25 protein-coding genes and 2 tRNA genes are annotated in these 26543 nt (G+C 39.6%); 7 read left to right on the top strand and 20 right to left on the bottom strand.

Annotation, left to right across the window (positions count from 1 at the left end; all coding sequences use genetic code 11):
- Positions 1–15: 15 nt before the first annotated feature.
- Genes ACYQ3L_RS02985 through sppA form a run of 3 tightly spaced genes read right to left on the bottom strand, consistent with a single transcriptional unit; the run spans position 16 to position 3669 of the window.
- Positions 16–831 carry a purine-nucleoside phosphorylase gene (locus tag ACYQ3L_RS02985; protein ID WP_380001868.1) on the bottom strand — a complete coding sequence of 272 codons (816 nt, stop codon included), beginning with the start codon at positions 829–831 and terminating at the stop codon, positions 16–18.
- Positions 788–1888 (bottom strand): tetraacyldisaccharide 4'-kinase, encoded by a 1101-nt coding sequence (gene lpxK, locus ACYQ3L_RS02980; protein WP_380001870.1) that lies wholly within the window; start codon positions 1886–1888, stop codon positions 788–790. The genes ACYQ3L_RS02985 and lpxK overlap by 44 nt, the downstream gene beginning before the upstream one ends.
- Before the next feature lie 26 nt (positions 1889–1914).
- Positions 1915–3669, bottom strand: a complete 1755-nt coding sequence (gene sppA, locus ACYQ3L_RS02975; RefSeq protein ID WP_380001872.1) for a signal peptide peptidase SppA — start codon at positions 3667–3669, stop codon at positions 1915–1917.
- A 556-nt stretch (positions 3670–4225) separates the two neighbouring features.
- Here sppA and ACYQ3L_RS02970 point away from each other — a divergent pair.
- From ACYQ3L_RS02970 to ACYQ3L_RS02940, 7 genes are all read left to right on the top strand, one after another.
- On the top strand, positions 4226–4960 hold the full coding sequence (locus ACYQ3L_RS02970; protein ID WP_380001874.1) for a GDSL-type esterase/lipase family protein: 735 nt from the start codon (positions 4226–4228) through the stop codon (positions 4958–4960).
- Between the two features lie 7 nt (positions 4961–4967).
- Positions 4968–5480, top strand: coding sequence for a hypothetical protein (locus tag ACYQ3L_RS02965; RefSeq protein ID WP_380001876.1), 513 nt, complete (start codon positions 4968–4970; stop codon positions 5478–5480).
- Positions 5481–5529: 49 nt separating this feature from the next.
- Complete coding sequence (locus tag ACYQ3L_RS02960) at positions 5530–6219, top strand: SGNH/GDSL hydrolase family protein (protein ID WP_380001878.1); 690 nt, start codon at positions 5530–5532, stop codon at positions 6217–6219.
- 140 nt (positions 6220–6359) lie between these two features.
- The gene (ychF, locus tag ACYQ3L_RS02955) at positions 6360–7463 is read left to right on the top strand and encodes a redox-regulated ATPase YchF (RefSeq protein ID WP_380001880.1); all 1104 of its coding nucleotides are present in this window, start codon (positions 6360–6362) and stop codon (positions 7461–7463) included.
- A gap of 17 nt (positions 7464–7480) precedes the next feature.
- Complete coding sequence (locus ACYQ3L_RS02950) at positions 7481–8302, top strand: alpha-1,2-fucosyltransferase (RefSeq protein WP_380001882.1); 822 nt, start codon at positions 7481–7483, stop codon at positions 8300–8302.
- A gap of 16 nt (positions 8303–8318) precedes the next feature.
- A complete protein-coding gene (locus tag ACYQ3L_RS02945; protein ID WP_380001884.1) occupies positions 8319–8753 on the top strand; it encodes a GNAT family N-acetyltransferase in 435 nt (144 codons plus the stop codon).
- A 65-nt stretch (positions 8754–8818) separates the two neighbouring features.
- Complete coding sequence (locus ACYQ3L_RS02940) at positions 8819–9472, top strand: HAD family hydrolase (protein ID WP_380001886.1); 654 nt, start codon at positions 8819–8821, stop codon at positions 9470–9472.
- A gap of 175 nt (positions 9473–9647) precedes the next feature.
- On the opposite strand, the gene ACYQ3L_RS02935 is transcribed toward ACYQ3L_RS02940, so the two are convergent.
- The 17 genes from ACYQ3L_RS02935 to deoC all read right to left on the bottom strand — a co-directional run bounded on the left by ACYQ3L_RS02935 (position 9648) and on the right by deoC (position 26504).
- Positions 9648–10964, bottom strand: coding sequence for a sensor histidine kinase (locus ACYQ3L_RS02935; protein WP_380001888.1), 1317 nt, complete (start codon positions 10962–10964; stop codon positions 9648–9650).
- 4 nt (positions 10965–10968) lie between these two features.
- Positions 10969–12333: a sigma-54-dependent transcriptional regulator gene (locus ACYQ3L_RS02930; protein WP_380001890.1), complete on the bottom strand. Its 1365-nt coding sequence runs from the start codon at positions 12331–12333 to the stop codon at positions 10969–10971.
- 259 nt (positions 12334–12592) lie between these two features.
- Positions 12593–14077 carry a TolC family protein gene (locus ACYQ3L_RS02925; RefSeq protein ID WP_380001892.1) on the bottom strand — a complete coding sequence of 495 codons (1485 nt, stop codon included), beginning with the start codon at positions 14075–14077 and terminating at the stop codon, positions 12593–12595.
- A gap of 12 nt (positions 14078–14089) precedes the next feature.
- Entirely contained in the window at positions 14090–15349 is a 1260-nt protein-coding gene (locus tag ACYQ3L_RS02920; RefSeq protein ID WP_380001894.1) for an ABC transporter permease, read from the bottom strand.
- A gap of 2 nt (positions 15350–15351) precedes the next feature.
- Positions 15352–16602, bottom strand: coding sequence for an ABC transporter permease (locus tag ACYQ3L_RS02915; RefSeq protein WP_380001896.1), 1251 nt, complete (start codon positions 16600–16602; stop codon positions 15352–15354).
- Between the two features lie 26 nt (positions 16603–16628).
- The gene (locus tag ACYQ3L_RS02910; RefSeq protein WP_380001898.1) at positions 16629–17894 is read right to left on the bottom strand and encodes an ABC transporter permease; all 1266 of its coding nucleotides are present in this window, start codon (positions 17892–17894) and stop codon (positions 16629–16631) included.
- A gap of 6 nt (positions 17895–17900) precedes the next feature.
- Positions 17901–19139 carry an ABC transporter permease gene (locus tag ACYQ3L_RS02905; protein WP_380001900.1) on the bottom strand — a complete coding sequence of 413 codons (1239 nt, stop codon included), beginning with the start codon at positions 19137–19139 and terminating at the stop codon, positions 17901–17903.
- Between the two features lie 31 nt (positions 19140–19170).
- Complete coding sequence (locus ACYQ3L_RS02900) at positions 19171–19839, bottom strand: ABC transporter ATP-binding protein (RefSeq protein ID WP_380001902.1); 669 nt, start codon at positions 19837–19839, stop codon at positions 19171–19173.
- Between the two features lie 18 nt (positions 19840–19857).
- Positions 19858–21102 carry an efflux RND transporter periplasmic adaptor subunit gene (locus tag ACYQ3L_RS02895; RefSeq protein WP_380001904.1) on the bottom strand — a complete coding sequence of 415 codons (1245 nt, stop codon included), beginning with the start codon at positions 21100–21102 and terminating at the stop codon, positions 19858–19860.
- Between the two features lie 538 nt (positions 21103–21640).
- Positions 21641–21919 (bottom strand): hypothetical protein, encoded by a 279-nt coding sequence (locus ACYQ3L_RS02890; RefSeq protein ID WP_459952322.1) that lies wholly within the window; start codon positions 21917–21919, stop codon positions 21641–21643.
- A 113-nt stretch (positions 21920–22032) separates the two neighbouring features.
- The gene (istB, locus tag ACYQ3L_RS02885; RefSeq protein ID WP_459952321.1) at positions 22033–22815 is read right to left on the bottom strand and encodes an IS21-like element helper ATPase IstB; all 783 of its coding nucleotides are present in this window, start codon (positions 22813–22815) and stop codon (positions 22033–22035) included.
- Positions 22802–24385: an IS21 family transposase gene (gene istA / locus ACYQ3L_RS02880; protein WP_380002093.1), complete on the bottom strand. Its 1584-nt coding sequence runs from the start codon at positions 24383–24385 to the stop codon at positions 22802–22804. The genes istB and istA overlap by 14 nt, the downstream gene beginning before the upstream one ends.
- A gap of 137 nt (positions 24386–24522) precedes the next feature.
- Positions 24523–24768, bottom strand: a complete 246-nt coding sequence (locus ACYQ3L_RS02875) for an Arm DNA-binding domain-containing protein (protein WP_459952320.1) — start codon at positions 24766–24768, stop codon at positions 24523–24525.
- 116 nt (positions 24769–24884) lie between these two features.
- Positions 24885–24957 (bottom strand) — tRNA-Gly (locus tag ACYQ3L_RS02870).
- A gap of 8 nt (positions 24958–24965) precedes the next feature.
- Positions 24966–25048, bottom strand: a tRNA-Tyr gene (locus tag ACYQ3L_RS02865).
- A 36-nt stretch (positions 25049–25084) separates the two neighbouring features.
- A complete protein-coding gene (gene ribH, locus ACYQ3L_RS02860) occupies positions 25085–25582 on the bottom strand; it encodes a 6,7-dimethyl-8-ribityllumazine synthase (RefSeq protein WP_006800707.1) in 498 nt (165 codons plus the stop codon).
- A gap of 55 nt (positions 25583–25637) precedes the next feature.
- Positions 25638–26504 (bottom strand): deoxyribose-phosphate aldolase, encoded by an 867-nt coding sequence (deoC, locus tag ACYQ3L_RS02855; protein WP_379998967.1) that lies wholly within the window; start codon positions 26502–26504, stop codon positions 25638–25640.
- Between the last annotated feature and the right edge of the window lie 39 nt (positions 26505–26543).

The following is a 26543-nucleotide window of genomic DNA, read 5'->3' as shown; positions in this document are numbered from 1 at the left end:
CACCCTGTTATTTTTTTAATTTATCTTTTTTATTACTTCCTGCATAATATAAGCCATCTTCGGCTGGGCTATTTTAGCGGCTTCCTGCACATCTTCGTGTGTTACCTCCACTATCTTCCCTATTACACCCAGATCGGTGATTATAGAGAATGCCAGTACCTTCATTTTGGCATGACTGGCTACTATGACCTCCGGTACTGTGGACATACCTACGGCATCGCCGCCTATAATGCGGAACCAGTTATATTCGGCCGGCGTCTCGAATGTCGGACCCTGAGTTCCTACATAAACCCCATGTTGCAACTTTATATTGTTTTCCTTAGCTATCTGCATAGCTAATAAACGAAGTTCCTTGTTGTATGCATCGCTCATATCGGGGAAGCGTACGCCGAGTTCCTTATAATTCTTCCCACGCAGCGGATGTTCGGGGAAAGTATTGATATGATCGTCGATAAGCATAATATCGCCTATATCGAAACTGCCATTCATTCCACCAGCCGCATTAGATACAAAAAGGTATTTGATGCCCAACGCCTGAAATACCCGGATAGGGAATGTTACTTCCTGCATGTTATAGCCTTCGTAGTAATGAAAGCGGCCTTGCATGGCTATCACATCTTTACCTCCGAGTTTCCCGAAAATAAGTTTTCCACTGTGCCCTTCTACTGTGGAAACAGGGAAATTTGGTATGTTTTCGTATGGGATATCTTTTTTGTCACTTATCTCGTGTACCAGTTCACCAAGTCCTGTACCCAGTATGATGGCGATATTAGGAATAGTCTGCACTCTACTTTTTATAAAGCCTGCGGTTTCCTGAATTTTCTCTAACATGTTTATATATTTTTTCTTTAAAATCGTCCTCTTTATCCAAGAATGTAACCTCGATAGGCAAATAGTACATATGCCTTTTTATTTCTTCATCTGTATTTTCGTTCAAAACAAGACGGGTAGCATCTTTTTCCGTCACCAGAATAATCTTATTTTCGGACGGTATACCCGCAAATTTATTTATAATATGCTGGATATCTTTTGCTTTGAAACTATAATGGTCAGGATAAATTATGGTATCTACTTTATCTGTATATTCCTCCAGTTTCTTTAATATCATCTTTGGCGATGCTATTCCGGTAGTCAGTAAGATATGTTTGCCTTTCAGGATATCTAACGGCTGTTCGACAGCAGAATCCTTAAATACCGGCTGTAACTGTTTATAGGTAAATTGCGTAAAATATAATCCCTGATACGGAAAAGCATTTATATCGTGCGAAATAATGCGGTAATCGATTGGCTGCATATCATCGGGACATTTTGTTACGATTATCATATTCGCATTTACAAGAGCCGATGCAGGCTCTCTTAATCGTCCGGCAGGAAGCAATTCATCTTCATAAACAGGACGGTTGAAATCGGATAGAATAATGGTATAAGAAGGTTTTACATACCTGTGCTGAAAAGCATCATCCAACAAAATCACTTCGGGAGGATTTTCCAATGCCAGCATTTCTTTAATACCTCTTCTCCTGTTGCCGTCGACGGCAACTATAGCATTCGGAAATTTTTGTTTTATCTGGAACGATTCATCACCCAGATCACGGCTGTCAGAATCGTTCGTAGCCAATACAAAACCTTTCGATTTTCGTTTATATCCGCGGCTGAGTACCCCTACCCTGTATTTTTGCTGCAACAAGCGTACAAGATATTCGGTATGGGGAGTTTTTCCCGTTCCTCCTACTGTGACATTACCGATGCAGATAACAGGGATATCAAATTCTTCATGTTTGAGTATTCCCCAGTCGAAAAATTTGTTGCGTATGAATACAATCAGCCTGTACAACCATGAAAACGGCAGCAACCATTTGTTGATATGTACAGGCTGATTTTTTATCATTTTTCTTTAAAATTCTTGAAAAGAGCTTATCTTATATTGATATCGTAAGGCATGCGTGCCTGTATAAAGTCTTGCTCTTTTATTTCCTTGATTGTTTTGAACAGTTGATAATCACTACCAAGATATTCTTTCATGGCCCGTGTGGTCAGTTCTTCTTTCTGATCGCTAAGGAAGGATTCGAAGAAATCCCTTTTCTTAGGAAAACTGTTTAAAGAATAATCTTCGAGGTTTGCCAGTTTGGCTGCTTCTTCAATAGCTTTGTCTATACCTCCCAATTCGTCTACCAAACCTATTTTTACAGCCTGGTTACCTGTCCATACACGACCCTGTGCAATAGAATCAAGGGCGTTTTTAGCAATACCACGGCCATCCGAACAACGGGTAAGGAATAAATCGTATCCGCGCTCTATATAATTTTGAAGTATTGCCTTTTCATCATTACGCATCGGACGTGTCATATCTCCGAAATCGGCATGTCCATTTGTTTTTACATTATCGAATGTAAGACCTACTTTCTTGGTAAGGCCTTCTACATTGGGGAACATACCGAATATACCGATAGAACCTGTCAATGTATTCGGCTGGGCTATGATCTTAGAAGCGTTACAAGATATATAGTATCCTCCCGAAGCCGCATAGTCTCCCATAGATACTACTACAGGTTTCTTCTCTTTCAGGTCGGTAACAGCTTTCCAAATCTGCTCGGAAGCATAAGCGCTACCTCCGGGAGAATTTACACGGAATACAACGGCTTTTACCTTGTCGTTGTCTTTCAGTTTCTCCAGTTCTTTTACAAAGCGTTTGCTTGTAATTCCATCAGTGCCCGAACCATCGGTTATGGAACCTTCAGCATACAATACAGCTATGATATCTTTCGATTTGCTTTTGTTTTCAGGTGATACGGTAGTCATATCTTTTACCGAAGCCAGACGCACATCTTTAGCCTTTTCTACTCCTGTGAGCAATGTTTTCAGATATTCCCTTACTCCTGTTTCATACATAAGTGTATCCACCAAGCCATCCTGCACACATACTTCAGATTTTTTGAAAAGGGCAAGTGAATCGGTAATTACATTTAATTTTTCCACAGAGATATTTCTCGAAGCTGATATTTCACTTGTGATGGTCGACCACATATCACCTATATAAGAAGATACCTGCTCACGGTTGGCATCACTCATTTTATCGAGCATAAACGGTTCTACCGCAGATTTAAATGTACCTACTTTGAATATCTGCATTTCTATACCTATTTTATCTAGTAAGCCTTTGTAAAAAGTAGGGGAAGCTGAAAGCCCGTGCAGGTCGAGATGACCTTCCGGATTCATTATTAACTTATCAGCTACAGACGAAAGATAGTAACAGCCCTGTGTATATACATCACTATAAGCAACAATAAATTTTCCGCTTTCCTTAAAATCTATCAATTGGTCCCTGATTTCTTTCAGGGAAGCATTTGACGCGGAAAAAGCACCCGCATTTATATATATACCTTTTATTTTATCATTTTCCTTTGCCTTTTTTATAGACGAAATAATATCATCCAATCCTATTTGCGCTTCACTATTTTGATTAAGCATAGTCAATAAAGGATTCTCTTCTTCCACCCTTTCGGATAATATACCTTCAAGTTTTAACGCCAGCACTGTATTATCTTTCAATGCATAACTTTCTTTAGCTGACAACGCAGCTAAAACAATAAAAAATATAAGGAAACAAATTCCTAATACTATAGAACAGCCTAAAATAGAGGCCAGTAAACTTTTAAAAAACTCTTTCATCTCGTAGCTTTTATATTTAAACAGGTAACAAAATTATATATTTATCTGGTAATATGCTATTTAAAATCTATAAATCATTAAAATTTACAATTATTGATAGTATGTTCATAACCTGTTGAAAACTGTTAATATATTTTTCAAATAAAAATCATGGTTTATAAAAACAAAACATCATATACAAAATAAGTCGCAAACAACAATTAAAAATCACATCAATTTATTGTATCATATTTCAAAGGATTATCAACAGAGATGAACAAAACTGAAATAAGTTATTTTTCAACAAATATAGTTATCAACATTGTTTTAATAAAGTTCACAATACGCTATATACAAATAATTTGTCTACTTTTATAGTTGTTAATAAGACACAATCCTATGCAAACAGATTTTTAATAATGAAATATACAAGTTTTTCAGGAAAAAACAATGAACACAATTAACAGCCTATAATAACCAACATGATTTTTTTTAAAGTTTAAATAAAAAGAATAATATTAATATAATTTGATAATAACTCCGTAATCCTGAAAAAATAGGGATATAACAAGAATATATGAACAAAGGAAAATTTTTTAGAATTATTTTAGTCTTGTCTATAATATTGAATGTTGCGACACTAGCTTATATAGGTATAAACTATTACATAAACAGGAAAAACGGTAATATTTTTAAATTGAATGCCTACGCCTGGGCCAACAGTCAGTTGGAAGCTCCCGAACCAGGCGAAAACCGGGTGGTATTTATAGGTAATTCCATTACTGAAAACTGGGTGCATCTGAGATATAAATTCTTTAAGGACAACAATTATACCTGCCGTGGCATTGGCGGGCAGACCAGTCCCCTGCTTTTGCTTCGTTTCCGTCGGGATGTAATAGAACTTAATCCTAAAATAGTGGTTATAAATGCAGGCATAAATGATATAGCCGAGAATACGGGCGAATACGATCCTGTGTTTACTATGGATAATATCAAATCTATGGCGCAACTAGCACAAATAAACGGGATAAAGGTTATACTGACATCTGTACTGCCTTCGAGCGGATATGGATGGAAAGGTCATATAAGGAATATTACACAGAAGATAAAAGATCTGAATATAGAAATAAAGACTTATGCTGAAGAAAACGGCTATAGCTATGTGGATTATTATTCGTCTATGGTGAATGATGAAGACAAAGGGATGAAAGACGGTTATAGTTTCGATAGCCAGCATCCGAATGAAAAAGGCTATTCGGTTATGGAACCTCTGATACAGAAAGCTATTGATGATATATTGAATCAAAATTGATAATGATATGAAAAGAGCATTTTTATTATTTTCCTTACTGGCGAGTATGACGGTTGCCGGATTTTCTCAACAGTTTGATCCTTCTAAATTATCTGTGGGTGGTAACTTCAGTTTACAGTTTGGAGACTATACTGTTGTGGGTATTTCACCGCAGATAGGATATGATTTTTCCAGATACCTTACTGCGGGGGCAGGTTTCGGATATACTTATTTTAAAGATAAGCATTACGATTATAAGTGGAGTAACAGCTATCTGAGTTTCGATGTATTCGGACGTTTTTATCCTGTTGAATATCTGGTTATCAGTATACAGCCCGAAATGAGCCGTATGTGGCAGAATATAAAATATAATGACGGTATGGAATTCAGTGAAAGTAAATTTGTACCTTCGTTCCTTATCGGTGGAGGTGTGCGTCTTGGTGGTATGATAGCCATGATACAATATGATGTAGTGCAGGATAAAAATTCACCTTATGGCGACAATATATTTTATAGTGTAGGATATACTTTCAGATTTTAAGATATCGGACCTTTTTACTATTCTTATAATTATAAAACTTTAATTGATCATGAAGAAACTTATTTTAATGGCTTCGTTTTTTTCTATGTTTTGTCTGTTTTCCAATGCCCAAAAATTTAATGAATTGATAAATATGGCAAAATACGCTAAAGCTAACAGCGAATTGCCTGCACCCTCTAAAGGTGAACATCGGGTGGTATTTATAGGTAATTCCATTACTGAAGGATGGGTTGGCCAACGTCCTGATTTCTTTAAGGAGAACAATTATATAGGCCGGGGAATAAGCGGACAGACCAGTCCGCAGCTTTTATCCCGTTTCCGTCAGGATGTTATCAACCTGAAACCTGCGGCTGTCGTAATTAATATAGGTACAAATGATGTAGCTGAAAATACAGGGACTTACGATGCTGATTTTACACTCGGAAATATTAAGTCGATGGCAGAGCTGGCTAATGCCAACGGTATAAAAGTTATCCTGTCCTCAGTAACTCCGGCAGGAGAATATCCGTGGAGAAAAGAGATCAAGGAAGTACCTCTTAAAATTGCGGCATTGAACGCCGGTATCAGGGAATATGCCGCATCCAACGGATTTGCTTATATAGATTATTATAGCCTTCTGAAAGATGAAAACAGAGCTATGATCGCCGCATACACTACCGATGGTGTACACCTCACAAAAGAAGGTTATGCTGTAATGGAAAAAGCAGCAAAGGCAGTGATAGATGAAGTATTGAAATAGTTTGGATATATAATATGAATGAGCCTTTTAATTATAAGATTAAGAGGCTTTTTTATGTAATAAAGTTTAAGATTACCAATATTAAAAGCGATAAATAAAAAAATCGTAACTTTGTACCCAAAATAATTTAAAACTGAATAATGGCATTACAATGTGGTATAGTAGGCCTTCCGAATGTAGGAAAATCTACTCTTTTCAATTGCTTGTCGAATGCTAAGGCACAATCGGCAAATTTCCCGTTCTGTACTATCGAACCGAATGTGGGTGTTATTACCGTACCTGATGAAAGGTTGAATAAACTTTCGGAACTGGTAAAACCTAACCGTATAGTACCTACCACTGTAGAAATAGTGGATATAGCAGGCCTTGTAAAAGGTGCGAGCAAAGGAGAAGGATTAGGGAATAAGTTCCTTGCCAATATTCGCGAAACAGATGCCATATTGCATGTTCTTCGTTGCTTCGACGATGATAATATTACACATGTCGATGGCAGTGTAAATCCTGTACGCGATAAGGAAATTATAGATATAGAACTACAGTTGAAAGATCTGGAAACTATCCAATCCCGCATACAAAAGGTAGAAAAACAGGCTAAAACAGGAGGTGATAAGGATGCTAAACGTGCTTACGATATCTTGTTACAGTTTAAAGAAGCATTGGAACAGGGCAAGTCTGCCCGTACCGTCAAATTCGATAATAAGGAAGACGAGAAGATAGCCAGAGAGATCTACCTGTTAACATACAAACCTGTGATGTATGTTTGTAATGTAGACGAAGCCAGTGCCGTATCGGGTAATAAATATGTGGAGCAGGTACGTGAATCGGTGAAAGAAGAAGATGCTGAAATATTGATCGTAGCTGCAAAGATAGAATCGGAAATAGCTGAATTCGAATCATATGAGGAACGTGAGATGTTCCTGTCCGAAATAGGATTGGAAGAATCCGGAGTGGCTCGCTTGATTAAGTCGGCTTATAAATTATTAGGTCTGCAGACCTATTTCACTGCCGGAGTTCAGGAGGTACGTGCATGGACATTTACGGCAGGATGGAAAGCCCCTCAATGTGCAGGCGTGATACATACCGATTTTGAAAAAGGCTTTATCCGTGCAGAGGTAATTAAGTATAACGATTTTATTACTCTGGGTTCCGAAGCAGCTGTAAAAGAAGCCGGGAAAATGAATGTTGAAGGTAAGGAATACATTGTTCAGGATGGGGATATAATGCATTTCAGATTTAATGTGTAAAGTAACCTGAAGGTTAAATGATTATAAACTATGATTCTCCCGGACAGTTATGTAACAGGATATGGTCTTTGATACCATCCATTGCTTACGGACTCGAATATAAAGAGAAAGTTCTTGCGATAAATCTCGATAAGTATTCGTTAGACTTTGAGAATCTGAATAGTAATAAATATATCAGGTTTGCTTCCCGGAAACTTGTCCAAAGATTCCTCTTATCCATGAAAGCGAGAGGATATATACAGAACGGGCAACCTAACATTTTTTCGAAGCTGTTTAAGCTCAATCTGATAGAAGGCTGGTCGAACCGCCTGGGCAATGAAGAATTGGTAATAAAACATTCCGGTGAAATAAGAAAGATATTCACATTCAGCAGTGAAGTGACAGATGTGGTAGACGCCTTATTTTCAAAGCTTAATGATAGGATTGTCATTGGTGTGCACATTCGTCGTGGCGATTATGCCAAATGGAACGATGGTATTTATTATTATACCGATGAAGAATATCTTCATGTGATGAAGGACATAAAAAAGCAATTTGATGATAAGGGACAAAATATAAAATTCCTGCTGTGTTCGAATGAAAGACTGGATATTAAGCATTTCAAGGAATTGGATTGTTTTATAATACCTGATTCGTCAGGACCTAAAGATTTATATGCTTTGTCGAAATGCTCGTATATAACAGGGCCGCCAAGTTCATATTCACAATGGGCTTCCTATTTCGGGAAGAAGCCTATCAGGCTGATAGTGAAAGTAGATGAGAAAGTCTTGTTACCGGAGTTTTCGCAGATTATAGCATTAAATAAATTAGAAAACGGAGACGTTATTAATATAGATTAATTAAAATAGCACTGATATGATTAGTCCAGCAGACAAAAAAGATTACCCGGTACTGATAGCTGTATGGGAAAGCGCTGTAAAAGCTACTCATGATTTTCTGTCAGATAAAGATTTTGAATTTTATAAAAAACATATACCCATTTATTTTGAGCATATGTCGTTATATAAATATAAAGATAACAAGGGTGTCGTTAAAGCATTTCTTGGAGTGGCGGACAATAGCATCGAAATGTTATTTGTAGATAATGAAAGCCGTGGATCAGGTATAGGTAAGATACTACTCGACTATGCCGTAAATAAACTGAATGCCAGAAATGTGGATGTCAATGAACAGAATAAGCAGGCTTTGGATTTCTATTATCACTTTGGTTTTAAGGAAGTAAGCCGGGATGAATACGATGGTGAAGGAAAAGGATATCCTATACTTCATTTAGTTAAGTCGGATGAATAATAAAGAGAAAAAATTAGCTTACTTTGTACATCATTTATTTATATAATGTTTTTAATACCTGATATATGGCTCAAAAAAATAAAATCACGACAGTACTGTTCGGTCTGGATGGTGTTGTTGTAGATACAGAACATGATTACGACAAGTTTTGGAGTAAAATAGCACAAGATAATGATTTGAAAATAAACAACTTTCCTGATATAATAAAAGGAATGACCTTAAATTCAATTATAGAACTTTATTTTGCTATCTCCAGTCCTGAAGAGAAACAGGCTATAAGACAGTCTTGCTACGACATGGAGCAATCCATTGATTATAAGAAGATAATAATCCCGGGTGTACTCGATTTTATTCAATATATCAAAAAAGAAGGCTATAAAGTGGGTTTGGTAACCAGTTCCCCTGCAAGTAAAGTAAAGGTTGCTCTTGCTCAACTATCATTAGAGGATGCATTTGATACTGTTATTACATCGGATAGTATAAAGAAAGGAAAACCCGATCCGATGGGATATGTTTTAGCTAAGAACAACTTAGGTGTTTTGTCTTCCGAATGCGCTGTATTTGAAGATTCTTTTACAGGTATAAAAGCGGCTACATATGCATTTATGCGTGTGATTGGAATTTCCACTACATTATCGGCCGATTATCTGAAAGATTATACTTATGCGGTTGTATCTGACTTTTCGGACACTGATAAATTGAAAACACTTCTGGCATAGAAATAAATTTAAATATCCGTAATCAAAGAGTGCCTCCGTGTACTCTTTTTTCGTTTCTGACCTTAAATATTTGAACAGATAGTTATTTTCTAATATTTCAAAGAACGATAAGCCGGCTACTCTTTACCGACAACTCATTTTACAGATAAAATTTTTCTAATAAAATGCAAAATAGCTAGAGTGTTTTATTCTTAGGAAAGTGAATATCAAATTTAGTCCATCCATCCTGAGATTTCAGATCGAATTTGCAATTATGATTTATCAGTACCTCACGCACGAACATCAAACCTATTCCCTGCCCTGACGATTTTGTAGTAAAAAACGGTGTAAAAAGCTTTTGTCTTACATCATCGGTTATTTCGGGACCATTATTTGCTATTTCGATGGATAAAGGGTTTGATCGCGTGGATATTCGTATCTCCCCATTCTCCCCTATAGCTTCATAAGCGTTTTTAATCACATTTACGAGCACTTGCTCAAATTGGATACCATCTATGCGGATAATGTTATTATCTTCCGTTAAATCCAATTTAAGGTCTATATTCCGGTGTTTACATTCGAGCCGTGTAAGTGCATCTACCGAACGTGCCAGTTCGTTGAGGTCGGTATCGGCTATGGAGGGTACAGGTATTTTGACCACTTCGGCAAAGTTGCTGATAAAATAACCCAAATGCCTGCATCTGTCAAACGATGCATCTACAGCGGGAAGTACGTCGGCAAGTTCGTTATTATCATTTTGCCGTAAGATATCCGATATCACATTCAGCGTGGAACTGACGGCGCCTACCGAATTATTTACCTCATGTGCCATCATGCGGATGATATTCTCGTACGATTTCTTTTCTATTTTCAGTAATTCATGTGTAAGCTCTTCTATCAGGATAAACGGATGGGAAAATCCCCTGTCGATAAATGAAGAACGTATGCAGCGGTATAGGGTGATACCCGAACTCCTGATAACTACGTCTTCGTCGGCGTTGAGTTTCTCCAATTGGCTTCCTATGCCGATTCCCGAATCTGAAAGTTTCTTCCCTTTTACTTCGCTTATACTCCTGACATCGAGTAGACGCAGGCCCGAAGGGTTGATTTCGGAAATACGGTCGTCAAAATCAAGGATAATCACTCCCTGCGGCGATGCCTGAATGAGCAGATCCAGAAAGTGGTTTTTTTCTCTTACCTGTAACCGTTCATCTTTCAGCTGATCCATCATTTTATTGAAGACCGAAATCAGTTTATTGGCTTCACTATCGGAAATGAGGCGCAAACGTGTCGAGAAATCCTGCTCTTTAAGTAATTCCATCCCGTCGGCGATTATCTGGTATGGTTTTATCAGCCGGTAATATAGAATGACAAACAGGATAATAGCTAAAATGGCTATACCCTCTATTATCATGAATTTATATATATTCGTATTATAAAAAAGGAACCCGATGGAAAGCAGAGCTCCAAATACCAATATTACCAATATCCAGAAAAGAATTTTCGATTTCATGAGCTTATTGTTCGTTGCTGCTTATACCGTATTTCTCCATGCGCCTGTATAGTGCCTGACGTGTCAGTCCCAGTGCCATCGCTATTTTAGAATGATTGTTTCCGTACAGTTCTATTGCTTTCAGTATCATGTTTTTTTCCAGTTCTTCCAGAGGATAAACAGAATCGGGTAACCTGGCAGAAGAAACTGGTATTTCGGTATATTGTTCTTTAAAATCCTTATCAGTAATCAGGTCTTTGGCTGATACAAGAATAACACGATCGACCAGATTTTTCAGCTCCCGGATATTTCCCGGATATGGAAGCCTTTGAAGGTAATTCATTGCATCGGATGAAATTTCTATATTATCCAGTCCATTCAGTTCTGCCTGTCTTTTTGCAAAATGATTTACCAGTAAAGGTATGTCTTCTATACGTTCACGGAGGGCAGGCACGCGGATGGAAATTAAATTGATACGGTAAAAGAGGTCTTCGCGGAAAGTTCCTTTCGATACCATTTCGGCCAGATTCCTGTTTGTTGCACTTATAACACGTATATCTACCTGTTTTTGTCTGCTATCACCTAACGGTTCGAAAGTTTTGTCCTGTAATACCCGTAGCAGTTTTACCTGGCAGGCGGCATCGAGTTCTCCTATTTCGTCCAGAAAAATACTTCCTTTATTCGCCAGTTCGAAGCGCCCTACCCTATCGTAATGCGCATCTGTAAAGGCTCCTTTCTTATGACCGAACATCTCGCTTTCGAACAATGATTGGGAAATACCTCCCAGATTGACCTTTACAAATGGGTTTTTGCTACGGTTGCTGTTTTCATGTATTGCCTCGGCTATCAGTTCTTTACCTGTCCCACTCTCGCCTGTTATCAGTACAGATGCATTGGTTTTTGCTATACGTGAAATGGTATTGAACACGTTTTGTAAAAGGGGCGATTTTCCTATGATTTTGTCACTCCGGAAAGTCTTTATTGTTGGAACGTTGCTGGTTTCTACTTCTTTCTCTGATTCTTCTTTCAGCTGTATAGCGGTTTGTATGGTATTCAGCAAAGCCGGATTATTCCACGGTTTAGTTACAAAATCAAATGCACCTGCTTGTATTCCCTTTACAGCCAGGTTAATAGAACCCCAAGCCGTAATCAATATTACCGGTACACCGGGTGCGAATATTTTCACCTGACGAAGCAATGTAAGCCCTTCTTCTCCACTTGTACCTTTTGTATAATTCATATCCATCAGGATAAGATCGGGCAGGGTAGTGCGTACAAAATCAATGGCTTCTTGCGGGGAAGCGGCATTTGCTGTCTTATATCCGGCCCGGTTAAGTACCAGGGTAAGCGAGGAGCGTATGGCAGCATCGTCGTCGCAGATTAATATCATAGATTTTCTTTTTATAATCAGTAAAAATAGTTATTTCCAGTGTATTGAATCGAAAAAGGTAACAAAAGTAACACTTTTTTCAGTGAACAGTAAACAGTCATCAGTTAACAACTTGTATCTCGCTTCTTGTCTACTCGTAACTGCCCGCTGGGCAAAGTAACTTGTAACTTTTCCAAATACTTCAAAGAACTATCAGCTAATAGCTAACGGCTAAAAGCTATATATAGATAAAGTTTTCGCATATTCATATCAATTACAATCAATTGATAGCACTTTCGTAGTCAACCGAAATCTCTCTGTCACTGATGAAGTCATATAAAGTAAGACTTCTTATCTGATAATAATAAGACCATAGCTGATACATCTGCTCTATATAATTCCTGCGCGCTTCGTCTTTTGATGATTGCGAATCGTTCAGGTTCAATACATCTATCTTTCCCAATACGAATGCTTCGATGGATGTATTGTAACGCTGCTGGGCTATTTTATCTGTTTCTTTGGCCAGTTCGAGTTGCTTCGACTGGCTGTTGAAATTCTGTACCCGCAGGAAGACATTCTGATTAAAGTCCATTTGCTCTTTTTCTATGCGTGAGTTTTCTACATCACGTTCCGCTTCGGCAATCTTTACTTTCCCTTTTCCTTTTCCCCAGTCGAGGATCGGTATTTTTATGCCTACATTTACTATCTGATTGTTTCGCCAGTTGTTGCTGTTGAATGCACGGGAGAATGTATCTTCCTGTCCCGACATACCGAAGGATACAAACAGTTTTGCGTTCCAGCGGTCGGCCTTTGCCTGGCTTACGTCACGGTTGGCTTCGAGCATTCTTTTCTGTACATTCCGGGTAAATGAATTGTTTTCCCGGGCCAGAGCTATTACCTGCGCATATGAAAGGACCGGTAATTTATCTGCCAGTGATTCGGGTATTATGGGTTTTAGTATAAGATACTCCCCATAATTCAGAAATGAGCGTAGCTGAAACATACGCGCATTGAGCGAAGCCTGGGCATCGGTGAGATACGATTCGGCCTTGAGCAACGATACTTTCAGCTGTAACAAATCGTTTTCTGAGATCTGTCCTATTTTTCGTTTGGCTTCGGCAATCGTATAGAGTTTCTCCGAGTTTTTCAGGTTTTGCTCTGCTATTTCCATATTTATCTGTCCCAGCAACAGATTGAAATAGTATTGTATGGCCGTATTGGAAACTTCTTCCATATCACCTATAAGCTTTTGCTGTGCTTCCTTATATTTTACGGGTTCTATACGTTGGAGCCACTTCACACGGTTGAATCCGAAAATAGGTTGTTCCAGTGTAACGGATGCCGGTATGCCCATATAGCGGGTAGAACCTCCCTCTCCGTATTGTTGTAAACGCTCAAAGCTGCTTTCTACGGACAAGATACCTCCTGTGAGAGGAATATTCTGCGATATGGAAAGTCCTCCGTCTATGCGGCTGTAATCGTTGCTTACATAGGTGTATGTACCATCCGTATTCTGGAATTGATTATATGACTTGGAATAATAGGGTAGGGTGGAGTTAAGCGTTACTTCCGGTAACAACTCGGCTTTATAGGTACGGTAACCCCAGTAGCTGGATTTGTATTGGTTGCGTGCCACAACTGCATCTACCGAATTGGATACACTGCGGTTAATGGCATCCGTCAGGCTGATAGTTATAGTATCCTGTGCGGTCAGCCCGGCAGAGAACCAAAGAGAAATTGCTATGGCAGACAGAGTTTTTTTCATAATCGTGTATTTTTATTCGTCTTTCAGTGCTATCGCCGGTTGTATTTTCGATGCCCTCCATGCAGGATACCAAACGGCTACTATAGTTATTATGGCCAGAAAAATAAAGGTTATGCCATAGTTGATAAAATACTGACCAATATTAACAGCTTCTTCTCTTCTATCGGGTATGGGAACATTTATACTTTTCAATAAATCTGCGGCAGATATATTGACGCAAATGATGGATGCGACAAGACTGGCGATGAATAATAAAAGAATAGACTCTCCTATAAACATTTTCTTTACATTTGCTTTTGATGAACCAAGGGCTATGCGTAGTCCTATTTCGCTATGACGGGACTGCACACGGAACCAGAAACTACCTATAACTCCGAGGAAAATGTTGATTATAAGAAAAGCTGTGATGGAATAAACGCTCTTAAAATTGTTAGCGTATCCGGTCCATTGCATATATGTTTCCTTATCTTTTTCGAGTGCTGTTACCGATGATAAGTAGTAGTGGCCGATTTCGAGCTGGTCGCGCATATCTTTTGTAAATTGCTCTTCAAAATTTTTGTCGGCAGCTGGTTTTACTCTTATACATAATTCGCGGTAGTCGATCAGGGATGTGCGCTGCTTTGTTATAGGTGTATACATTATAGTGTTATAATACTCATAATCACTTCTTTTTGTTTTATTTACTACTCCTAATACTTTATCTTTGTTTCTATCGTCATAATGTATATACTCCATTTTTTCGACAGGTGTTTTGCCAAACATATTAGTATTGTCGGAACTTATCATGACGGGGTTGCCCGATGTTATATTGTTCCAGTCAAAAGAAGTTCCCGCTATTCTTTTAATTTTAAATACATCGAAAAATTCGGGTGTTATTCTTTTGTATTGAGTATATACTTGTACAGAATCACACATAATAGAATTGCTTGACCATGATCCTGAATAAGGATGCGCAGACTGTGAATAACTTATATATTCTGTTGCAGGATATCGCTTTATGCGGTCGTAGATAGTCCATATATCATTGAGCATTTCCTGCTTTTTTATAGAATCGTTGGATGCGGAAATCGCCTGTCCCTCTTCTTTCATGCTTATGCCTATCCGGTATGTATGCTCAATATCGAATCCTTTGGGTTCCAGATAGCGTTTTGTGGTGAAATACAGATAGTCTGTGCAAAACCACAATATGCAGAATACAAGAATAAGTTCCAGTAATATCCATGCGTTTATTTTGCGTTCTGTCCAGATGATTTTTGAAATATGCTTTATCATAATTAGAGGTTGTTTCGGTTGAGAGAATCTACTATTTTTATCTTGGATGCCTTGTATGCAGGTATTCCGGCCGAAAGCAGATTAAGAAGGATGCATACGATAAAAACGGCAAAGAATATAGGGAGGGAAACCAGTGTTTCCAAAGGAAGTGTACCATCGGTATCTATCCCCAATAACCATTGTTTAAGCCATATTACTATAATGTAGGATAAGATAAGACCGATGATGCCCCCGATAAGCGATGTGATAAAGTTTTCGTATAGTACCTGAAACAGAATTACATATCTTTTTGCGCCGAAGGCTTTTCTTACCCCTATTTCCTCTGTTCTCTTTCTTATGCGGGAAAGGCTGAAACTGGATAAATTGATAGCAGGAATCAATAGTAAAATAGAAAATATAAAAATATTCTTTCGGGCATTCCCTTTTATATCCGGCTCATTGTTATTGGTATTTAGCAAATAAATAGAATGGTTATAAGGGCCTAATAAGGTAAGATTCCATTCACTATCGGTTACATTGAATTTCCGTTCTGCCGTGCGTATTTCTTCCGAAATAGCTTCAAAATCTTTTTTATTCTTGGCCAGAAGCAGAATCTCAAATCCATTTTTTTCAAATCCTCCTTTGGAAGTGTATGGAATATAAATATCAGTATAGGCAAATTTGAATATGGGAGATATATCTTTTACTATTCCTACTATGATATACGGTTTGAAGTCGATGTTTATTGTTTTACCTAATGCTCTCTGATTCCCATATAGTTCTTTTGCTGTCCTTTCTGTTATTACGGTTTTTTTCAGTCCCGATTTGAAATCTTCTTCACTAAACGGACTTCCTTCGATAAAAGAAAGAGACATTATTTTCCAGAAATTGGCATCTGTCGACTTTACATTCATAGCTTTCCTATCCATCTGATTTTCAGAAGTGGAAATCTGACTTTTATCCCAGCCGTTAGATTGTATGCTTACTAATTCCGGCTCTTTCAAGTCCGATAGATATCCTTTATAAATCTCGTAACTAATGGCTGAGTTAATATTCGTGTTTTTAGTTTCTTTACCTTTCTTTATTTCGTAACGCATATACATTGTTCGCTCCCGATTGGGTTCGGGTGCAATACTTACATTCTTTATAGACTCAGAGACTATAAGTACCATTATCATCATAATGGCAAGTGATGTCCCTGCTATACTTATTATGCTGATAAACTTGTTCTGTTTCAGCATCGCAACGGCTTGTTTGAAATAGGTTTTATACACGGCCTCTGTTTTTTAATGTTGGTTTCTTATTCATCTCTCAGTGCTTCCGTCGGTTGTATATCCGATGCTTTCTTTGCGGGATACCATACGGCAACAATGGCAATAGCGGCAAGGAAGGCAAAAGTAAATCCATAATTGATGAAATGTTGGGCAATGCCTGCACCTTCTTCACCTCTGTTTGGTACCGGGACGTTTATGCTTTTTAAAAGATCTGCCGCTGATATATTGATACAAATGATGGATGCGACCAGGCTGGCGATAAACAGGAGTAGGATGGATTCTCCAATAAACATTTTCTTTACATTGTTTTTCGAAGCTCCGAGCGCGATACGCAATCCTATTTCGCTCCTGCGCGATTGCACACGGAACCAGAAAGTGCCGAGTACACCCAGGAATATATTCACGATAAGAAAGGCTGTTACAGAATATATACTTTTGAAATTGTTGGTGTATCCTGCCTGTTTCATAAATAGTTCACGTTCCTTTTCTATAGATTTGATGCCGGAAAGGTAGAAAGGACCTATTTCCAGTTGGTTTCGCATATCCTGAGAAAAACGGGAGATAAAGTCTTTGTCGGCTTCCGGCTTTATACGTACACATAACTCATTGAATATTATCACATCTTCCTCATTTATTTTCAGAGGTTTGTACTGAATACACTGATAATCTTCATAATCATTTATTTTTACCCTGTCTGCGATACCAATTACTTTACTGCTATCCGATTTTTCTTTGTCAAAATATAATGTTTTCATTTCTTCAACGGTCTTTTTCCCGAACAGGTTATTATTACCGCCACTGAGTATGACGTTGTTTCCTCCTACGAGATCTTCTTCTGTAAAAGGCTTTCCCTTAATTATATTTATTTTGAATACACCGAAATATTCAGGCGTAACCCTTTTTACGCGCATATCTATAGTGGTGGAATCGATCATGTACGAATTACTCATGCTTGCTCCTGAATAGGGATATGCAGCTGAGGAGAGGCTTGCTGTCTCTATCAGGGGATACTGTTTTATCCGGTTATATATAGTCCATGCATTATCATATATTCCAGCTTTTTTTATGCTGTCGCCGGAATCTATGTCGTTCCAGCCCTGTCTCTTCATGCCGATGGTTATATGATATGTATGCTCTATGTCGAACCCCTTGGGCTGGAAATAACGTTTTGTGGTGTAATACATATAGTCGGCGCAGAACCATAGTACGCAGAATACTAAAATAAGTTCCAGTAATATCCATGTATTTACTTTGCGTTCAACCCAGATTATCTTAAAAATATGTTGTATCATGATAAGTTACCGGTTATTTTGGTTGATAGAGTCTACGATCGCTATTTTCGAAGCCCGGTATGCCGGCAGGCCTGCCGATAACATATTCAGCAACAGTAAAATAACGGAAACAGCCAGGAATACAGGGAATGAGACGAAGGTTTCGAGCGGGATGCTATCGCCGGATTCTAGATCGAGCAACCAGTCTTTTAACCATATTACGACGATATAGGATAATATGAGGCCTATAGCGCTCCCGATAAGTGATGTTATGAGGTTTTCATATAATACCTGAAATAGAATCATATATCTTTTTGCCCCGAATGCTTTTCTGATTCCTATTTCTTCAGTACGTTTCTTGATGCGCGACATGCTGAAACCGGACAGGTTAACGGCAGGTATAAGCAGGAGTATAACAAATATGAATACCGTTTTCCGGTTGTCTGCCTTTATATCGGGTTCCTGAGCACTTGTATTTATCAGTTGGGTTCTATGGTCGTAAGGGCCAATGAGGGTTAGGTTGTATTCCGGATCTGTCGTATCGGCTTTTCGTTCGGCTTCCCGTACTTCTTCCGTAATGGTATTGAAGTCGTTTCGGTCTTTTGCAAGTATCAGGATAGTGCACGAACTCTGGTCGAATCCGCTATGGGATGTATATGGCACATATACATCCGCATGTGCATAGGTAAAGACAGGGGATACATCCTTTACAATACCTGTTACGGTATAAGGGATGAAATTTGCTTCTATTGTTTTTCCTAAAGCGGGTTCATAGCCGAAAAGTGTATATGCGGTACTTTCCGAAATAATAGCCTTTTTGAGCCCCGAATCGTGATCTTCCTTTGTGAAAGGTTTCCCTTCTATGAATGTGAATGCCATTATCTTCCAAAAATTGTAGTCGGTGAGCCTGTAGGTGGTTTCCTGTCTTTCTTTTTTATGTTCAGCAGTGACGAATACGATCCTTGCCTGGATTGCACTTGTTAATTCGGGGGCCGGCATCCCGGCCAGATAATCTTTGTATATTTTATAATCGACAGCGCTGCTGGCCCACATCTCTGAATTTTTGCTCTTTTGGATTTCATATTTTATATACATGGTTCTCTCCCTGTTTATTTCGGGAGCGATGCTTGTATTCTTGATAGATTCGCTGACTATGATAACCATAATCATCATTATAGCCAGTGCTGTTCCCGCAATAGTTATTGTGCTGATAAACTTGTTCTGTTTCAGCATCGCAATGGCTTGTTTGAAATAGGTACTATACATGATATGTGGTTTTCAATTGTCGGATGATGGTTTATTCTACTCTTCTTCCATCAAAGAAGCGGATGATCCGTTTTGTGGTTTTGGCGATATGTTCGTCATGCGTCACCATTACTATTGTTGTGCCTTCGTTATTCAGTTCAAATAAAAGCTCCATGATATCGGTACCCATCTTACTGTCCAGGTTTCCGGTCGGCTCATCGGCAAGTATGATCTGCGGCTCGCCGATAATAGCGCGGGCAATGGCTACACGTTGGCATTGTCCACCTGATAGTTGTGAAGGAAAGTGTTTCATACGGTGCGACAGGCCGACTTTCTCCAGTACTTTTTTAGCCATTTCGCGCCGGCTGCTTTCTCCCGATTTGCGATAAAGAAGGGGGAGTTCCACATTATCGAGAACATTGAGCGAGTTTATCAGATGGAAACTTTGAAATACAAAACCCAGAGTTTTATTCCGGAACTCAGCCATCTCTTTATCTTTCATATTGTGAGTTTCGGTATTGCCGATAAGGACTTTACCCTCACTGGGTACGTCGAGCAGTCCCATGATGTTCAGCATTGTACTCTTTCCACATCCCGAAGGTCCCATTACAGACAGGAATTCTCCTTTTTGCACTTCCAGATTTACATTTTCCAATGCTACAGTCTCAACTTCTTTTGTGCGGTAAATCTTTGTTATGCCTTGTAAATTGATGATTGACATAGTTTTATGAATTATAAGTTATTTGATTTTTATTGATTTTTTACCTTTATATTGGCTCATATCGGAGACAATTACCTGTTCCCCCTGATTTAATCCGCTGAGTACTTCTACATATTCGAAGCTGCTTTCTCCCAGTTTCACTTTACGGGTTTTCGCCTGTCCGTCTTTTACTACCCATAGTTCATATTCTCCCGCTCCGATGTAATAGGAGGCATTTGGTATGCGTAAGGCATCTTCCTGGATACCATGCGACACAAATACGTCTGTCTTCAGTCCGCTTCGCAGGCGTGAATTCCCTGCATCTTTCAGCATTACGATGAACTGGATAACCCCATTCCTGACAGAGGGCGTAATGTTGACTACGGTTCCTTCCAATTGCAATTGTCCGATTTTTATGATTGCTTTTGCTCCTGTGGCCAGTTTTTCGGCGTAGCTGTCCGCTATGTCGGCTTCTACCTTAAAGTGGCTTAAATCGGAAACAATCGCTATCTGTGTGCCTGCCGACACTTGTGAACCTATCTGATTGTTTACATAAGTAAGGGTTGCTTTCTGGGGAGATAGGATACGGGCGTCTTTGAGCAGGCGTGCGCTTTCGGCCAGTGATTTTTCGAATATGCTGAGTTCGAGTTGTTGCACTTTTACCTCGGCGTCGGCATTTTTTTTCTGATTCTCTATTTGTTGCTTCAGTTGCTGAAGTTCGAGTTTGGCTACTTCATAGTTTAATATTGCCTGCCGTACTTTATCTGTTGTACTTGCTCCTATGCTGTCGAGGTACTGTTCGTTTTTGAGTTCTGTCTGCATTTGTTTAAGGTTCATCTCTTTCACCTGCATTTGCATCCGCAATTCGGATATCTTGTTGTCGAGGCCGACCTGGGACTGAATAAGTTTGCTTTTTTTCATCTCTTTCTCATCCAGCTTCTGGTTATAATCCGTTTCGACGGATGCCAGTTCCAGTTTCAGGATGGGTTCACCGGCAAGTACGGAATCCCCTGCGTTTTTGTATACTTCGAGTATCCGGCTGTTGATAGGGGTCACTATAATCTCTTCAGTTAGGGGAATTACTTTACCGGAGGCATTTACTGTTATCTCTATAGTACCTTTATCCACGGTTCCTATCGTTATATTTTTGTAGGAGAGTGTACTTTCAAGTAGATTCATCAGGAAAATAATCGCAATTACTATTGCCAATGCAATAATTCCGTACCGGAGTATTAGTTTCTGTCTTTCTTTTCGCTGTACACTCAGTGGTATTTCCCTGTCCATTTTTGAAATTATTTAGTGTTCCGTATTTTATTTATCAATGAATATGCCAATAAGTCAATGTGTTTATTTTCAATATTTTGATAATATTTAAATTGTCCGTTTTCGGACAGTTATGTACGGAATGTGTCTGTTTCTTTATGGGCTGGATCGGGCTATCGTGAGGATGAGGATAGATATTGCAGGGTGTTTGTCGGTCTCAACGCAAAGGGTTGATACAGAGTTGTATATATTAGCTACAAACAAAAAAAGACACCCACATTTCTGTAAGTGTCTCTTCATCAGAGCGGAAGACGGGGCTCAAACCCGCGACCCTCAGGTTGGAAGGATACTCTGACACTTAGCTCTAATGTTCTGATTGAGTAGATAACTGCTTAATTACTAACCTGATATATCACTGTATAGTCTATTGTCTTTATCTGCTCAGTATTTTGCTAACATGGCTGCTAACATTCCTTTCTGATTAAGGTTGGTCAGCAAGAACTTGGTTAATATTAATTTATTTCATAATTCTACTAACATAGTAGAGGGCGAGTTTCTATTATTTCTTTAAACAATATAAAGAACATTGTCCTGCCGTTATAGTAACCATTCCTTCGTATCTTTTACTACCTGAAACAGCAACATATTTATAAGTTCCGGGTTTATACTCTACTGTAAGAGTCCCTTCTTGTCCACAACTTGGAAATCCATTCTCAAAATATTGTGTAAATGTTCCTATATATTCCCCATCAAAAAATAATCGTAAACTCCCCGATTTTTTCCAATTAGTCCAAAAACTGATTTTTCCAGATTGAATAGGTGGTGTTGTACTTGACATGTGGAAAATCCAGTGAGCGTTGCCCCCTCGTGCCAAATCTAAATTGACCCCTGAAAAAACTTTATGATTACCCCTAAATTATCCTGGTCGACGGGGTCATTTTTATTTTAGATTTACTTGTTTTTGTCTACCTTCATTTTTCTCACACTCTCACCGGTAAGTTCTATCTGATGCGCCGAGTGGACGATGCGGTCAAGAATGGCATCAGCGACTGTTGGTTCTCCTATTGCATCATACCAGTTGGCAACCGGTAATTGTGAGGTCACAATGATAGATTTGCGCTCATGACGATCTTCGATGATGTCAAGCAATATTGAACGTTCTTTAGCGTCAAGAGGAACAAGAAAGAGATCATCAAGTATAAGTAACTGACATCGTTCTATTTTCTTGAGTTCGGCCTCGAAGATCCCCTTTGTCTTTGCAACTTTTAGCGCTCCCATAAGTTTGGATGCATTGGCATAGTTAGTTCGTATTCCGTTCTTACACGCCTGATACCCAATGGCTGTTGCAATATAACTTTTGCCGGTTCCGGATGAACCGGTAATGAACAGATTCTTTCCTTGACGGATAAAGTCAAGCGACGAGAGCCGTTCTATATGGTTGCGGTCGAGACTTCGATTGATGGTATAGTCTATATTCTCAAGATAAGCCTTGTATCGAAAGCCGGCCCCTCGAATCAGGCGTTGTATGGAGGCATCCGAACGATAGTCCCATTCACGAGCCAATAGTAATGAGAGGAAGCCGTCAGCAGTCATAGACTCGGCAACGGTGGACTGCAGGCTTTCCTTAAAGGCGGCAGCCATACCATGCAGCTTCATACGGTTCATCAGATCCAGAGAAATGATATTTTGGTCTTTCTCCTGAGTAACGGGTGCGGTTTTATTATTTGTTTCCATTGTTGTTGTTAGTTTTTGTTGTTGATTTTGAGAAGTATTCACGTCCACGGATGTTCTTGTGGTGCGGAAGTGATAAGTTGGTGTCCGAGTCCTGATCAGCCTGTGGCAGAAAGTCTGCATCATCGCCCCGGTTCAGGATACCGATAACATCTTGATATCCGTAAACGCGCATCAATGAAGCACAGGCGCATGCCGCCACAAGCCTGTCCTGTCCGAAGGTCTTTTCCAAGGCTAGGATACCTCTGCATGAGCGGAAGGCCTGAGGCATATATTTCTTCTGCGATGCTACATCCTTGAGATAAAGCAAGACGATATTATCTATCTGAGTAGCTCGTTCAAAAACCTCGTCCAGATCCTTTTCGTAGCTACCATGCCTACCGGGAAGATTGTGTGCCTCCTTCCGAGTGTAGCCATAGGGAGTGTCATCACGCTGGTGGGTTGTTACCAGCCGCAGGCCATAGAAGATATCGAGAGTATCAGCATCGTAAACAATATCGACACGCTTGCCTACATATTCCTTTGGCACGCTGTAATGATGCTTCTTGAGAGTTACATAGCTATTACGCATCACGGTCACAGATTTGCGTTCCTTCATCTGATACCGCACAGAGGGTAAAGTTCGTAGATAGTCTTTTTCTACCTCTTCAAACAACTGCCTGCGAGACTGATTGCGTCCGGTAAGTTTTCTCTCGTTGAAACGACTTAGAGATTGGATAATGCAGGCATTGAGTGATTCCAAATCATGGAACATCAGACCTTCGAGATCGGTATAAACAGACTTGTACATCAGTTTTACAGCGTTCTCTACAAGGGCTTTGTCTTTTGGGTGCCTGACACGTGCCGGATATACACTACAACCATAATGCTCGGCAAAAGCGGCAAAGTCTTCGTTAATAACCGGCTCATTGCGATTGCTCCGAGTTACCGCCGACTTCAAATTGTCAGGGACGATTGCAAAGGGCACACCCTCATAGAAGTGTAGTGCATTCTCACATGCTTTTATAAGGTCTTCTTTCTTCTGCGACCAGACTGCCTCACAGTAGGTATAGTGGCTACAAGGAAGGATGGCTACAAAAACTTCAACGGATCTGACTTCGCCTGTTTGCTCATCAACAACCTCTAGACGGTCGCCCGCAAAATCAATATACAGCTGGTCTGCGGCGTAATGCTCAACGTGACCCACCGGACGTGATACAAGCCGATAACGTTGTATGTACGCGCCGAAACTTGCATGACGGAATCCACCCGGATGCTCTCGCCGGTACTCTTCATACAAAGATTTTACTGTCACTCCTTTGCGTGTAAGTCTTGCGGCATACTCAGGTAAGAGCGCCTCCAGTTCCAACTGACGCACTGAAGGGGTACGTTCCCTCTCACCGCTGCTTCCAAACATCTCCTCAAGGCGCTTCGCCGGCATGGACTGAAGCTGCTCCATTGGCATACCACTCTCTTGAAACAAACGCACATACTTGCGCACTGTGTTACGGGATAGCTCAAAGGTCGCGCTGATACCTTTTATACCCATCCCCATTGCATAGCAATGAAGAATGTTTGCTAATTTTGTTGTCATAGTAATTTTAGTTTTAACCCATCGACCAGGAGGGTAAATCTAAATTACATAAAAATCCCCTGTTGGTTTATATTCCGACAGGGGACATTTTTATTTTGGCGAAAAGGGTCAAACATATTTTGGTACATGGGGTCAATTTAGACTGGCACGAGGGGGCAACGCTCACTGGATTTTCCATCAATGATTATCTTCTGAATATACTCCCTGTCGGGACAAGATAGTTTTGGCTCATTCTTCTTAAAGTCCCAGTCTTCAAGATTAACTGATATACCAAGACTTTGATAACTTCGTTTACCATCCTTGCTAACTCGTAACATAAGGGGATGTCTGCCATCTTTTTGAGGTCTGTACTTGTAACATACAACGCTAACTGTAATGTTCATAACACTGATTGTTGCTAACGTTCTTGCTAACATCTCTGCTAACATTAGCTATCAAAATACCTCATTTTAGGGCATAAAAAAAGACACCCGTATTTCTACAAGTGTCCTGTTATCAGAGCGGAAGACGGGGCTCAAACCCGCGACCCTCAGCTTGGAAGGCTAATGCTCTATCAACTGAGCTACTTCCGCAAAGTATGTGGGCAGTGAAGGATTCGAACCTCCGAAGACGTAAGTCAGCTGAGTTACAGTCAGCCCCAGTTGGCCACTTTGGTAACTGCCCTTTTATCTTTAGCGAATGCAAAGGTAATATATTTATTTATTCCTCCAAATTTCTGCGGTAAAAATCTATCATTTTTAGTGCTGTGATTGCGCATTCATCCCCTTTGTTACCATGACGACCACCGGCACGTTCTTCAGCCTGCTGCATATTGTCAGTGGTCAACAGCCCGAATATGAACGGTATATCGTAACGGATATTCATATCGGCGATACCTTGCGTTACACCGCTGCAAACATAGTCGAAATGCGGAGTATCTCCTCTGACTACACAGCCCAATGCGATTACTGCATCTATTCCTTTATTTTCTACCATATGCTTCGAGCCGAATATCAGTTCGAAACTACCCGGAACAAAATCAATCAGGATATTTTCTTTTTTTACTCCATGCTTTATCAGTGTATTGAAAGCGCCCTGGAGTAGGGGAGTGGTTACAGTTTCGTTCCATTCCGAAACTACAATCCCTATTTTCATATCTTCACCGTTAGGAACTGTTTCGGGATTATAAGATGATAAGTTGTGATATGCTGTTGCCATAATTATTCTGTTTATTTTTGAGCAAAGATAAGTTTTTTTTAAATACGTATGCTTCTTATTCCTTTATGCTATCGAGCAAATTATCAGCCAGGCGGCTTGCCCCTATACGGAAATACTCATTGTTTAAATATTCTTCGCCCAGGACCTCTTTTACAATCGTGTAATACTTAACGGCATCTGCGGTGGTAGAGATGCCTCCCGATGCTTTAAAACCTACTTTACGGCCTGTTTTCGCCGTATATTCCCTGATGGCTGTACACATTACATATGCGGCTTCCAGACTAGCGCCTTCGTAACCTTTACCTGTAGATGTCTTGATAAAGTCAGCTCCCGAATAGAGGGCCAGAAGGGAGGCTTTCATTATGTTTCTGGCAGATTTCAGCGCCCCTGTTTCCAGTATGACCTTTAATTTTGCTTCACGGCAGGCATGTTTTATTTCGTCTATTTCCTCGCTTAGTTCCTCATAGTTTTCATCCATGAAAAAGCCCAGATTGAGGACTATGTCGATTTCGTCCGCGCCACTGGCTACCGCGAGTGCCGTTTCCGCTATTTTCACTTCTGTAAATGTTTGTGACGAAGGGAATCCTCCGGCAACAGAAGCAATTTTCACGTCGGCGGTAAGGGCTTCCTTCACAGTCTCTATGAAGTTGGGATAAACGCAGATAGCAGCTACATTTGCCAGGTCGGAAGCTCCATCCTGCCCGTTGACCTTTTCGGTAAACTTCCAGATGTCTTCACGGGTATCGGTCGCGTTCAGCGAGGTAAGGTCTATGCACGAATACAGCCTTTTGTACACCTCTCTATTGTCATTCTGGGCGAATTTCTTACTGATTATTTCCTCTACTTTTTCAGCTATATCAGCATCTTTGAGGTCTGTTTTATACTTTTTCAGTGTATCGGTATATTTATTTATTTCTGCCATATTATTATATTTAAAAATTTCATATTTCAAGATTTCAGA

Source organism: Dysgonomonas termitidis, from assembly GCF_054657735.1.
The sequence above is the reverse complement of the archived record's forward strand: the minus strand, read 5'-3'. Positions and strand labels throughout refer to the sequence as shown.